The sequence below is a fragment of the Flavobacterium yafengii genome (assembly GCF_030010375.1).
GTDB lineage: Bacteria > Bacteroidota > Bacteroidia > Flavobacteriales > Flavobacteriaceae > Flavobacterium > Flavobacterium yafengii.
The window spans coordinates 288577-301937 of the sequence record NZ_JASCRY010000002.1 but is presented as its reverse complement, the minus strand read 5'-3'; the positions used below and the strand labels follow the sequence as shown (position 1 = coordinate 301937).

General features: G+C 34.4%; 16 protein-coding genes. All 16 read left to right on the top strand.

Going from position 1 to position 13361, the window contains the following annotated elements:
* The first annotated feature begins 18 nt into the window (after window positions 1-18).
* The 16 genes from QLS97_RS08895 to QLS97_RS08815 all read left to right on the top strand — a co-directional run bounded on the left by QLS97_RS08895 (window position 19) and on the right by QLS97_RS08815 (window position 13348).
* Window positions 19-1206 (top strand): molybdopterin molybdotransferase MoeA, encoded by a 1188-nt coding sequence (locus QLS97_RS08895; protein WP_282716020.1) that lies wholly within the window; start codon window positions 19-21, stop codon window positions 1204-1206.
* A gap of 9 nt (window positions 1207-1215) precedes the next feature.
* Complete coding sequence (locus QLS97_RS08890; protein WP_282716018.1) at window positions 1216-1947, top strand: sulfite exporter TauE/SafE family protein; 732 nt, start codon at window positions 1216-1218, stop codon at window positions 1945-1947.
* Between the two features lie 13 nt (window positions 1948-1960).
* A complete protein-coding gene (locus QLS97_RS08885; protein ID WP_099715772.1) occupies window positions 1961-2194 on the top strand; it encodes a MoaD/ThiS family protein in 234 nt (77 codons plus the stop codon).
* Window positions 2195-2205: 11 nt separating this feature from the next.
* Window positions 2206-3315, top strand: a complete 1110-nt coding sequence (locus tag QLS97_RS08880) for a HesA/MoeB/ThiF family protein (RefSeq protein WP_282716016.1) — start codon at window positions 2206-2208, stop codon at window positions 3313-3315.
* A 268-nt stretch (window positions 3316-3583) separates the two neighbouring features.
* Entirely contained in the window at window positions 3584-4438 is an 855-nt protein-coding gene (locus QLS97_RS08870; protein WP_099715774.1) for an EamA family transporter, read from the top strand.
* Window positions 4439-4704: 266 nt separating this feature from the next.
* Window positions 4705-5502 carry a sulfite exporter TauE/SafE family protein gene (locus QLS97_RS08865; RefSeq protein ID WP_282716013.1) on the top strand — a complete coding sequence of 266 codons (798 nt, stop codon included), beginning with the start codon at window positions 4705-4707 and terminating at the stop codon, window positions 5500-5502.
* Between the two features lie 323 nt (window positions 5503-5825).
* Window positions 5826-6227 carry a hypothetical protein gene (locus QLS97_RS08860; RefSeq protein WP_282716011.1) on the top strand — a complete coding sequence of 134 codons (402 nt, stop codon included), beginning with the start codon at window positions 5826-5828 and terminating at the stop codon, window positions 6225-6227.
* A 224-nt stretch (window positions 6228-6451) separates the two neighbouring features.
* Entirely contained in the window at window positions 6452-7870 is a 1419-nt protein-coding gene (locus QLS97_RS08855; protein ID WP_282716009.1) for an MBL fold metallo-hydrolase, read from the top strand.
* Window positions 7871-7929: 59 nt separating this feature from the next.
* Window positions 7930-8199, top strand: coding sequence for a rhodanese-like domain-containing protein (locus QLS97_RS08850; RefSeq protein ID WP_345956941.1), 270 nt, complete (start codon window positions 7930-7932; stop codon window positions 8197-8199).
* Between the two features lie 201 nt (window positions 8200-8400).
* Complete coding sequence (locus QLS97_RS08845) at window positions 8401-8706, top strand: DUF202 domain-containing protein (RefSeq protein WP_282716005.1); 306 nt, start codon at window positions 8401-8403, stop codon at window positions 8704-8706.
* Between the two features lie 117 nt (window positions 8707-8823).
* Window positions 8824-10038 carry an MFS transporter gene (locus QLS97_RS08840; RefSeq protein ID WP_282716003.1) on the top strand — a complete coding sequence of 405 codons (1215 nt, stop codon included), beginning with the start codon at window positions 8824-8826 and terminating at the stop codon, window positions 10036-10038.
* Window positions 10039-10081: 43 nt separating this feature from the next.
* Complete coding sequence (locus QLS97_RS08835) at window positions 10082-10651, top strand: TlpA family protein disulfide reductase (protein WP_282716001.1); 570 nt, start codon at window positions 10082-10084, stop codon at window positions 10649-10651.
* 103 nt (window positions 10652-10754) lie between these two features.
* Window positions 10755-11318, top strand: a complete 564-nt coding sequence (locus QLS97_RS08830; protein ID WP_282716477.1) for a YeeE/YedE family protein — start codon at window positions 10755-10757, stop codon at window positions 11316-11318.
* An 11-nt stretch (window positions 11319-11329) separates the two neighbouring features.
* Complete coding sequence (locus QLS97_RS08825) at window positions 11330-11827, top strand: DUF6691 family protein (protein ID WP_282715999.1); 498 nt, start codon at window positions 11330-11332, stop codon at window positions 11825-11827.
* Window positions 11828-11833: 6 nt separating this feature from the next.
* On the top strand, window positions 11834-12913 hold the full coding sequence (locus QLS97_RS08820) for a c-type cytochrome (RefSeq protein ID WP_282715997.1): 1080 nt from the start codon (window positions 11834-11836) through the stop codon (window positions 12911-12913).
* A gap of 9 nt (window positions 12914-12922) precedes the next feature.
* A complete protein-coding gene (locus QLS97_RS08815) occupies window positions 12923-13348 on the top strand; it encodes a DsrE family protein (protein ID WP_282715995.1) in 426 nt (141 codons plus the stop codon).
* Window positions 13349-13361: the final 13 nt, after the last annotated feature.

The following is a 13361-nucleotide window of genomic DNA, read 5'->3' as shown; positions in this document are numbered from 1 at the left end:
TATTAAAATTCAGCATAAATGGAAACAATGATTTCGGTACACAGCGCTTTGGAATTAATAACAAATCATGTCAAATCGCTACCAGTTGAAGTGATGCAATTAGAAAAAGCAAACGGATTTGTTTTGGCAGAAGACATTTATGCGCCTGAAAATGTGCCCGCATTTCCTCAGTCCAGCATGGATGGATATGCTTTTGCTTTTGACAATAATCGTTCAGATTATAAAATAGTGGGAGAAATTGCAGCTGGGAGTAAACAAACTTTTGAATTAAAGCAGGGCGAAGCTGTCCGAATTTTTACGGGAGCAGCCGTTCCGTTAGCGGCTGATACTGTTTTAATGCAAGAAAAAGCATTGGTGGAATCAGATAAACTAACTGTAAATGATGAAAGTTTAAATAAAGGAACTAACCTCAGAAGTATTGGGTCTGAAATAAAAAAAGGAACAAAAGCACTTGAAAAAGGAACCGTTTTAAAACCGGCTACTATAGGTTTTCTGGCGAGTATGGGCATTGCCAAAGTCAAAGTGTATCCTAATCCCAGCGTTGGAATTTTAGTTACTGGTAATGAATTACGATTGCCGGGAGAAGATTTAGAATATGGTCAAGTATTTGAATCCAATTCATTTACCTTGCAATCTGCATTAAATCAATTGAATATTAACAACGTAACTATTTACAGATCTGAGGATAATCTGAATCAATTACAGACTCTTTTATCACAAATATTGGAAGTAAATGATCTCGTTTTAATTTCGGGCGGTGTAAGTGTTGGAGATTATGATTTTACCATGGATGCATTGGAGAAATGTGACGTAAATGCCGTTTTTCATAAGATAAAACAAAAGCCCGGTAAACCATTATTATTTGGAACAAAAGCAGATAAAGTTATTTTTGGACTTCCTGGAAATCCTGCTTCTGTGTTAACCTGTTTTTATGAGTATGTACTTCCCGCAATTGGAATTATGACCGAACGCAACGTAAAATTGCAAGCTAAAAAAATGGTTCTTACGCAGGAATATCAAAAACAGGTAGGAATGACACATTTTTTAAAAGCGTCGCATAATAATGATTTAGTTTATCTTGAAACGGGCCAAGAATCCTATAAACTTTCTTCGTTTGCTAACGCTAATTGTCTGGCAATAATTCCAGAAAACACATCAAAAATTGAATCAGGTCAGGAAATAGAAGTACATTTATTTCCTTTTTAAAATTACAAAATGACATTATCATTATCCTTTTTTTTATTACTGTTTATCATTGCATTTTTATATGCCTCCGTAGGTCATGGTGGAGCAAGTGGTTATTTAGCATTAATGGCTATTTTCAGTTTTGATCCAAATTTTATGAAACCAACAGCATTGATATTAAACTTGTTCGTATCGTTGGTTTCGTTTACGCTGTTTTTTCGCGAAGGACATTTCAAATGGAAACTTTTTCTCCCCTTTGCCCTAGCCTCAATTCCTTTTTCGTTTTTAGGTGGCATGATATCATTAGACGGAGATATTTATAAAAAAGTTTTGGGTTTAACACTCTTAATACCAGTTATAAAATTTTTTGTATATCCAAATACGAATGATTCAGAGTTAAAAAAAAATACGCTTGCATTGACAATTATTATCGGTGCCAGTATCGGATTTCTTTCTGGCCTGATTGGTATTGGAGGAGGTATTCTACTTTCCCCAATACTTTTAATGTTGCATTGGTCAAACCAAAAACAAACTGCAGCTATTAGTGCATTATTTATTTTTGTCAATTCGGTATCCGGTTTAGCGGGACAATTATCAAAGGGTGTCAAATTTGAAAACGACATGCTTGCTTTTGTTGCCGTAGCCTTTATTGGCGGGATATTGGGTGCTTGGTTGGGTGCTAAGAAGTTCAATCAATCGGTCCTTAAATATATTTTAGCAACAGCATTATTAGTGGCTTCCATTAAATTATTATTTACCTGATTAATTTTATTTTATGAAAATAGAAGTGCTTTTTTTTGGACAATTAACGGACATTACCGGTAGCTCAAAATTAGTTATTGATTATGTCGACACTACTGACAACTTAAAAAAAATAATCCTAGAGAAATTCCCTGCTTTATCATCGTTGAAATTTGCAATCGCAGTAAATAAACAAATGGTAACAGACAATATTTCAATAGAAAAAAATAGTAGTATCGCCTTTATGCCTCCGTTTTCTGGTGGTTAAAAAAACAAAACATGAAACATTTACAGGAGCGATATCAACGTCAACTAATGCTAAATGAATTTGGATTAGAAGCACAAGAAAAACTTTCAAACGCTAAAGTATTAGTTATTGGAGCCGGAGGTTTAGGTTGCCCTATTCTACAATATTTAGTTGCTGCTGGTGTTGGACATATTGGAATTGCAGATGATGATGTGGTAAGTTACTCCAATTTAAACCGACAGATTTTATTTGGACAACAAGATGTGGGACGTTTTAAAGTGGCTATTGCCAAAGAAAAACTCCTTTTGATGAATGACACAATTGATATTAAAACTTGGAAACTGCGCTTTTCGCAAAAGGATTGTATCAATCATTTCAAGGATTATGATATTATTGTTGATGCCACAGATAATTTTGCCAGCAGGTATTTGATAAATGACGCCTGTGTATTATTTGGCAAACCATTAGTATTTGGGGCAGTTTCAAAATTTGAAGGGCAAGTGGCCGTATTTAATGTTCCAATAAACGAAAAGGAAAAAACAGTCAATTATAGAGATTTATTTCCTGTACCACCAAATAATAATGAAGTTTTAAACTGTTCCGAAGCAGGAGTTTTAGGAGTATTACCAGGTATGATTGGAGTTTTACAAGCAACAGAAGTAATTAAACTTATAACTGGCATTGGAAAACTATTAACAAACAGAATCCTGACATACAACGCATTAAATCAGGAGTTTTTCACTATATATTTGACTCCAAATCCAGAAGCTTCCAACTATATCCCAGCTTCAGTTGAAGCATTTGAATATACAGATTATGAATGGTTATGCAACTATAGCCCAACTAATGTCATCGAGATTGAAACAGAACAATGGTTGAAAATTAGGGAAAACACTATTTTAGTTGATGTACGGGAACTTATAGAAAAGCCCCGTTTAGATTTCTATTCACATTTATCGATTCCTTTGCCCACATTAAATTCTAATTTAGATGATTTATTAGATAAAGAGATTGTATTTGTTTGTCAGTCTGGAAAGAGAAGTTTAAAAGCCGCATTACTATATTTGTCTGTAATGCCAAATGCAAAGGTATATTCACTAAAAGGCGGAGTTAATGAACTGGTAAAAAAGAAATTAATTTAATTTTATGTAGCATAAAAAGACAAAAATATTTTTGTTGATGGAGCAATACCCACTTCATTTATTAGTGATAGTATTGCAAAACATGCTACCAAAACTGTTATTGGTGGTCATAGCATATTTTTAGGACAAGTAAGAGCTGATGAAATAAACGGTAAAAATGTAGCCGCAATTGATTGGTTTTAGTGTTTTATTGTCCAATGATTATTTACATCAATACCTACTTTAAATTATAAATTTTGTAGTTTTACCCGCCTATATTCAACCCTTCATGAAACTCAAACAGATCAACATACCTCCATTACCCGCCGTACTTTTAGCAATAATAAGCGTTCAATCTGGGGCGGCTATCGCCAAAGGTCTTTTTCCTGCTATTGGCGCTGCCGGAACAGCTTCTTTAAGAATTGGTATTTCTGCATTAATATTATTGGCTGTTTACAGGCCAAACCTAAAAAAAGTAACTGCTGACCAATGGAAATTGGTTATTCCTTATGGTTTATCCTTGGGTGCAATGAATTTGATTTTTTATCTTTCCATTGAGAGAATTCCCATTGGACTTGCTGTCACACTGGAATTCATAGGTCCGTTATTAGTAGCTGTTTTTGGTTCAAAACGCATCATAGATTTTTTCTGGGTACTTCTTGCTGCGGCAGGAATCGTCTTAATTGCTCCATGGTCAAATAATGGATTAGATATTTGGGGGATGCTTTTTGCTCTTTTGGCTGGTGCACTTTGGGCGGCTTATATCGTATTAGGAGGGAAAATTTCAAAAATAATGAAAGGTGGAGACGCAGTTACCATAGGAATGTTATTTGCATCTATACTTATTGTCCCTTTTGGAATTCTAGGAAATGGCTTAAGTAATCTTACGCCTCAACTTTTAGGTTTAGGGGTAGCACTCGCGCTATTATCCAGTGCAATTCCTTTCACATTAGAAATGAAAGCACTCGGACAACTTCCTGCACGTACTTTCAGTATTTTAATGAGTTTAGAACCTGCTGCAGCATCAATTTGTGCTTTTATATTTTTACAAGAATACCTTACTTTTAATGAAATTTTAGCGGTTGTTTTTGTGGTAATAGCTTCTGCCGGATCAACAATTACATCAAAAACACAAGAACATTAAAATTTTTAGTACTGTTTTAAATACTTTAGATGATTTAATTTAAAAACCTGCTGATTAAAAAAAAGGACAACTACAATATAAAAACAGCTGCTTATCACAAGCAGCTGTTTTTTTATAACTGATAAAAAGCATTGCTCCTACTGCAGATTTCCTTCTTATATTTTTTCTTTTCTAATTTATTTTTTGAAAAAACTTTCCTGTGTGATAAATGTTACTGTACGTGGAATTTTAACTGACAATCTTTGCAGTATAAAATTTTACAACTTATGGAATATATCGGTTATTTTACATCAATACTCATTGGCGTTGCATTAGGATTAATCGGCGGTGGTGGCAGTATTCTTACCGTACCCGTTTTAGTCTATTTATTTGCTATCGAACCCGTTATAGCAACTGCTTACTCTTTATTTATAGTAGGGCTAACAAGTGCTGTGGGCACTGTGGGCTATTTCAAAAAAGGGTTAGTAAATATCAAAACGGCTATTGTTTTTGGTATTCCGTCAATTATTGCTGTTTTTACCACAAGAGCATTGATTGTTCCTGCTATTCCAAAAGAAGTGTTTTCCATAGGAGAATTTATAGTTACAAAAAACCTGTTGATGATGTTGCTTTTTGCAGTGATTATGATTGCCGCATCATATAGCATGATCAAAAAAGACAAAAAAATTATAACCGAAAAGTCCGAAGAACAAGAATTCAATTACCCACTCATACTTATCGAAGGTGCAATTGTTGGCGTTATCACAGGATTAGTGGGAGCCGGTGGTGGTTTCTTAATTATACCGGCATTAGTAGTATTAAGTAAGCTTCCTATGAAAGAAGCAGTTGGAACATCATTGGTAATTATAGCTGCCAAATCGTTGATTGGTTTCTTTGGAGAAAGTGGAGAAAATGGAATCAATTGGCAATTTCTGCTTACCATTTCAACATTTGCAATTGTTGGAATTTTCATTGGCACAGCATTATCAAAAAAAATTAATGGAGACAAACTAAAACCCGCATTTGGTTGGTTTGTTTTAGTTATGGGAATCTACATTATAACCAAAGAGCTTTTTCTAAAATAAAACCTTTAGTACTAAAAGTCAAAAATAAGTTGAATTGTAAGAGTCATTTTAGAACCAATATCCATCTCCTTTTAATACTAAAATCGGGATGGATTTTTTAGTTATAATTGTGTTTTACAAAAAATAACATGCTCCATATCTGAAGAAAAACATAGTAATAAACCTATTTCGTAAATAAATAATTAAAAAAATATTTGTTTTAGTTGACTCATTCAAAGGATTATAAGCCGTTTAATAATCGCCAAAGCATTTTTTAACAGAATGCAAAAAGCAACCTTTCATTCTCTTTGACATCCTTAGAGTAACAAATAAATTTAATAATTATGAAAAATTTCAGATTACAAGCAGCAGTCATTGTACTATTAGTTTCAACAGCTTTCACATCATGCAGCGATGATGACAACACACCAAATACAGTTACTAAAACTTCATTGGTAACAAAAGTTGAAGGCGCTGTAACAGGTGACATAAATGTTGAAGTTCCATTAACTGTGACTTTTTCAGTGGACAACAATTGTGGGTCTTATAACAAGTTTATCGAAACTGCAGCTGCAAACACAAAAACGATTGAAGTTGAATCTAAGTATGAAGGAGCAGATTGCGGAACGACGCCAACAAGTAAAACTGTTGTTTACAAGTTCAAATCTACTGCTGTAGGAACCTACAATTTAAAATTCAAAAAAACGGCTACTGAGTTTGTAACGCATACAATAGTTATTGATTAATTTTTTAGTTTGGTTAATTAATGATAGAAACACCAGTTGAATAGCTGGTGTTTTTTTGTTTTTTAAAAGTAGTTATGTGTTGCAATTCCCAGAAAACACAAGAATTATATTTTAAAAATTTACTATTACGGCAACTTTTTTTGTTGTGTAACATTTGTCACTATCTTCCTTAAATTCATGCTATATCTTTGTATTATAATTTAATAAAGAAAAAATTTAAGAATATGAAAATAGAACAAATATATACAGGATGTTTAGCACAAGGTGCTTATTATATTACTTCCAATGGTGAAGCAGCCATTATTGATCCGCTTCGTGAAACAGAACCTTATATGGAAAGACTGGAAAAAGACGGTGTGAAATTGAAATACATTTTCGAAACCCATTTCCATGCTGATTTTGTTTCAGGACATTTAGATTTGAGCAAAAAAACCGGAGCCGCAATTGTTTATGGTCCCAATGCCAATCCTGAGTTTGAATTTATTTCTGCCAAAGACAACCAAGAATTTGCAATTGGTAATATCAAAATAAAAGTATTGCACACGCCGGGACATACTATGGAAAGTACCACGTACTTATTAATAGATGAAAACGGAAAAGACCACGCCGTTTTCTCTGGAGATACTTTATTTATTGGCGACGTTGGCCGTCCAGATTTAGCTCAAAAAGCAGCACACATGACACAAGACGAACTGGCCGCCATATTATTCCATTCGTTAAGAGACAAAGTAATGACTCTGGCTGATGATGTAATTGTATATCCGGCTCACGGCGCGGGTTCTGCTTGTGGAAAAAATATGAGTAAAGAAACTGTTTCAACCATTGGTGAACAAAAAGCAACAAATTATGCTTTGCGCGCCAATATGACCGAAGCCGAATTTGTGCAAGAAGTTACCGAAGGTTTATTGCCTCCTCCAGCCTATTTTGGGATGAACGTTGCCATGAACAAAAAAGGGATTGAAAGCTTTGAAAATGTCTTCAATAACGGAATGAGAGCAATTAATGCAACTGAATTTGAAGCTGTCGCAGAAGAAACCGGTGCTTTAATCTTAGATACCAGAGACAATGGTAATTTTGCAAAAGGATATGTGCCACAGTCCATAAACATTGGTATCAATGGCGATTTTGCTCCTTGGGTTGGTGCTTTAATTGCCGATGTAAAACAACCAATTATTTTAGTGACTGAACCGGGACTTGAAGAAGAAACCGTAACGCGCTTAACACGAGTTGGGTTTGATAATTTAATAGGACATTTAGAAGGCGGCTTTGAAGCTTGGAAAAAAGCCGGTTTTGAAATCGACACTGTAAATCGCATCAGTGCGGAACAATTTGCAGAAGAAGTGAAAATTGGCGAAAGCAAAATAATCGATGTCCGTAAAGAAAGTGAGTATGAGGCAGAACATGTTGATGAAGCCTACAGCCGACCATTAGCCTATGTCAATGATTGGGTAAAAGACATCAATCCTGAAGAACATTTTTACATGCATTGTGCCGGAGGATACCGCAGCATGATGGCCGCATCAATTTTGCAAGCACGAGGATATCGAAACTTTACAGAAATTGAAGGTGGTTTTGGAGCGATAGCTAAAACTACAGTTCCTAAGACTGATTTCGTTTGTCAAAGCAAAGTATTAAAATCATAAAACAAATAATTATGTTCGGAATTTTTAAAAATATGTTTTCAAAAAAAGACACAACACAAATGGAAAAAATACTAAAAGATGGCGCGTTTCTCGTAGATGTTCGCACGCCTGCAGAATTTGCAGAAGGTCACGTAAAAGGATCAACAAATATTCCTTTGGATCAAGTACCGAATCAATTGGCTACATTTAAAGGAAAAGAACATATTATTGTTTTCTGCCGAAGCGGGAATCGTAGCGGTCAAGCCAAAATGATTTTGGAACAAAATGGTTTTAAAAATGTCACTAATGGCGGTACTTGGATGGATGTAAATGAAGCGATAAGCAAATAAATAAAGGTGCTATTAAAGTAGTGTGCAGTTTAAAACAAGAATATATTTGTTTTAAACTGCACACTTATTTAGAAATCGAAATTTGATGTAAATAAAGAAGTAAATTTGATAGACCTTTTAAGAGATACTAATGAATTTATTGCATTAAATGTAACAAAAACTACCGAACTACTTTTTGAAATTAACTCGAAAAAAACTGATATGAAAGATACAAAGGCAATAAACAAAGACTTAATTTTAAGAGAACGATTAGCGCTACAACGAACTGTACTGGCCAATCAATCTACATTTCTTGCATTCCTGAGAACGGCAATGTACTTTTTGATTGCAGGATTGAGTTTACGAAATTTATTAAAAGTAGAAAATAGTTTCCTGATTGAAATGGCGTTGTTTATTATTTCATTCGTGATACTTTTACTTGGAACTCTTAACTATTTCAAGCATAAAAAATCCATTTCCGAAAACAAAAAACACATTGGTGATTACCAATTAGAATATTACGAGTAATTCCAGTACAACTCTTTTTAATGCCTTACTTCCTATTGCTACATCAAAAATAAATGGGAAAATATTGGTCCTTTTGGGAATTAAAAATAAACCATTCAACAATAGAATATGAATACTATGAAACTCGGGCTAAAGGAAAATTGGAAACAATTTACCATTTTGGTAATCGTAAATGCTTTTGTTGGCGGGATGATAGGAATGGAAAGAACGATTATTCCAAAATTTGCCGAAATTGAATTTGGTATAGCTTCAAAAACAGCTATTCTTTCATTTATTACAGCATTTGGTATCACTAAAGCCATTACCAATTATTTTACGGGTAAGTTAGCGAATCGTTTCGGCAGAAAAAATTTACTGCTATTTGGATGGGTTCTCGCAATTCCTATTCCTTTCATTTTGATACATGCAGAATCATGGAATTGGGTTATTTTTGCCAATATTTTATTGGGCATCAGCCAAGGACTTACTTGGAGCAGTACGGTGGTGATGAAAATTGATTTGGTTGGAGAAAAAGATCGCGGACTGGCGATGGGACTCAATGAATTTGCAGGTTATTTTGCCGTTGGATTGGTTGCTTTCCTGTCAGGTTATATCGCTCAAAAATATGGCATTACACCCTACCCTTTTTATCTGGGAATTGGAATTTCGATAATTGGTTTTTTATTGACTTTGTTTTTTGTGAAAGATACCAGAGTATTTGTACACCAAGAAAACACCACCAATCAAACCAAAAAATTAGACAATATTTTTATAGAAACCACTTTCAAAAACAAAACGTTAAGTGCAGTAACCCAAGCTGGATTAGTCAATAATTTAAATGACGGCATGATTTGGGGGCTTTTGCCAATTGTCTTACTTTCATTGCATTATAATTCACAAAATATTGGGGTTATAACTGCAATTTATCCCACCGTTTGGGGTTTTGGACAATTGATAACCGGTAAAATGTCGGATATATATTCGAAGAAAAAGATGCTTTTTTGGGGAATGTTAGTACAAGGAATTGCGATTCTTTTTATTCCTTTTAGTACCGAAATGTATCAATTAGCAACTATTTCAGCCTTATTGGGGTTTGGAACTGCGTTAGTTTATCCTACTTTTTTATCAGCCATCGCTCAAGCCACAAATCCAACTCAAAGAGCTGAAAGTATTGGTACATTTAGACTTTGGAGAGATTTAGGTTATGCGATAGGCGCGATTATTTCAGGAATAACCGCTGATTTATTTGGGGTAAATTATGCTATTATATTGATAGGTGTTATCACAATTCTATCGTCTGTAATAATCAAAGTTCGTATGCCGAAAGACTTTTACAAAAATAATAAATCCTAAAAAGCATATCTTTTAAGATAGCACTGATTCAAAAAAATAAAAAATGAACTGGAAAACACCAAAAAAATCTACTCTACAAAATATTGCTTTTATCCTATTTATAGCACTGCTTCTGTTTAGTCCTTTGGGCACTTTTGTAAAAATACAATTAAACCGCTTAATCGTTTTTTCGCCTAAAACAATTGCAGTAACGGATCAAAAAATGCTGTCCAGTTACCAATGGCAATTAGTCGATGCTAACGGGCAGCGTGTGACATTGGAAGACTATAAAGGGAAAATGATATTTATTAATTTCTGGGCCACTTGGTGTCCGCCTTGCATTGCAGAAATGCCAAGTATGCAAAAATTATATGCTGACTATCAGGATAAAATTGTGTTTCTATTTGTTACAACTGATTCCTTTGAAAAGGCAAATGCGTTTTTAGTCAAAGAAAATTTAACGCTTCCTATCTATCAATCGGTTACAAATTCTCCGTTAGAAATGGAGTCGTCAACAATTCCCGCCACATATCTTGTTGACAAACAAGGAAATGTAATTTTAGCCAAAATAGGTACTGCAAATTGGAATAGTGATTCGTTCCGAGAAAAGTTAGATCATTACATTAGAAAATAAAATCAATGTGATTTTTTAAAATCTTTTTTGTTGTGTGACAAAAGTAACACAACTCCTCATTTATAAGTATAATCTTTGCAGTACTAAATCAACAAATATGGAAATTTTAGAATTCATCAAACAACCTTGGCCTTGGTATATTGCAGGCCCATTAGTTGGACTTACAGTTCCGGCATTATTAATTATTGGAAATAAATCTTTTGGAATTAGTGCTTCATTGAGACACACTTGTGCCATGTGCTTACCGGCAAATATTGCTTTTTTTAAATACGATTGGAAAAAAGAAATCTGGAATATGTTTTTCGTATTTGGGATATTCGTTGGTGGTGTTTTGGCATTTAATTTTTTGTCTAATCCAGATCCAATTATCATAAACGATGCTCTAAGAACAGAATTAGCGTCTTATGGAGTTACTAATATCAACGGAATGTTGCCCGAACAACTCTTCTCTTGGGAAAACTTAATCACACTAAAAGGATTTTTTATGATGGTTATCGGAGGTTTTTTTATTGGTTTCGGTTCTCGTTATTCTGGAGGTTGCACCAGCGGTCACTCAATTTCCGGTTTGTCAAATTTACAATTGCCTTCGTTGATTGCAACCTGTTGTTTCTTCATAGGCGGATTGATTATGGCAAATATCATTTTACCTTTAATACTTTCTATTTAATACTATCAAACATGCAAAATAAAGATCAAAATACAGATTTCGAAACGCGTTCTTTAGACACCGTTTGTGTCAACGAGAGTCAATTAGAACACAAGTGGTATCATAATTTAAAATACTTAATCATCGGGTTATTGTTTGGAATTGTTTTCATCAAAGCCGAAGTAATCAGCTGGTATCGCATTCAGGAAATGTTCCGTTTTCAATCATTTCACATGTATGGGATTATAGGAAGTGCCGTTGTGGTGGGGATGATTTCTGTTTTTCTTATTAAAAAATTTAATATTAAAACCATTTATGGCGAAAAAATTGAATTCCACGACAAAACGTTCAACAAAGGACAAATTTACGGCGGACTTATCTTTGGATTGGGTTGGGCCATAACTGGAGCTTGTCCAGGGCCATTGTTTGCACAAATTGGAACTGGCGCTACCGTCATGATTGTTACCTTATTATCCGCAGTAGTGGGAACTTGGGTATATGGTTATTTTAGAGATAAACTACCTCATTAAAAAAATATGAATTCAGAAAAACAAACTATAGTCCAATTTAAATCGCTGATAAAAAGGCTGATTTATCTGTTTACAACTATTATTTTCTTAGTAATATCATTGTTCGTGGTTTTGTTTTTCAATTCATCAATCACATCTTGGTTTCAAAAAAGTGATACTAATACGGATTCCCTTTATATCGATGCCGAGAAAAAGGTGATTTTGCAAAACGAAATGGCAAAATTCTGGAAACCAGCTGATATTAGTTTGATTACTGATGCAACTTTAAAGCAAGAAGTGGAATATGGCAAAGATTTAATTGCACATACGGCTAAATATTTGGGTCCAAATGGTAATGTGAAACAAATCAGTAATGGTATGAATTGCAACAATTGCCACTTAGATGCCGGTACAAAACCTTGGGGAAATAATTACGGTTCTGTATATTCTATGTATCCAAAAATGAGAGCACGAAGCGGACAAGTAGAAGATCTTTACAAAAGAGTCAACGATTGCATCGAAAGAAGTTTGAATGGCCAGCCTCTAAAAAAAGACGAGAAAGAAATGAAAGCCATGATTGCCTACATAGAATATATTGGCAGTAATGTGCAAAAAGGCAAAGAAGCAAATGCCTCCGGAATTTATGATTTAGAATATTTAGACAGAGCTGCGAATCCTGTAAAAGGAAAAGCATTGTATGATGCAAAGTGTGCCAGTTGTCATCAAGTGAATGGTCAAGGAATTTTGGCAGAAGATAAAAAGGAGTATACGTATCCGCCACTTTGGGGCAAAAATTCGTATAATAATGGTGCGGGATTATTTAGAATCAGTCGTTTTGCCGGATATATAAAATACAATATGCCACTGGGCGCTGCATATGATAATCCTCAATTATCTGATGAAGAGTCTTGGGATATCGCCGCTTATGTGGAAAATCTTGACAGACCGTCAAAAGATTTAAGTCAAGACTGGCCCAATATTTCTAAAAAACCGTTGGATCATCCTTTTGGTCCTTTTTCTGATACCTTTACGGAAGCGCAACATAAATTCGGACCTTTTAAACCCATAAAAGACGAAAAAAAGAAAAACGAAAAAAAACAATCTTAAAACTCAATTATGAAAAACGGGACCCTTTTATTTATTCTTGTATTTAGCATGATTTCAATTGGAGCATTGGCACAAAAAAAGCCGAACAACCATAAAATCGTTTTCCAGTTTACCAATGCTACTGATACTTTGCAACAGAAAGCAATTGTAAACCAACTGAAAAATATGACTACACATTGGCCAAATGCCAAATACGAAGTCGTCATTCACAGTATGGGTTTGCCATTAGTAATGTCTGCAAAATCAAAGCAAATAGACGCCATAAAAGCGCTTCGGGCAAAAGGTGTCCGCTTTTTAGTGTGTGAGAACACCATGAAAAGTCAAAAAGTAAACAAAGACCAATTAATTTCAGAAGTAGAATATGTACCTGTTGGACTTGCTGAAATTGTTGAAAAACAAGAGCAAGGCTGGACGTACGTCAAAGGTGGTTTCTAAATTAAAAATGTAA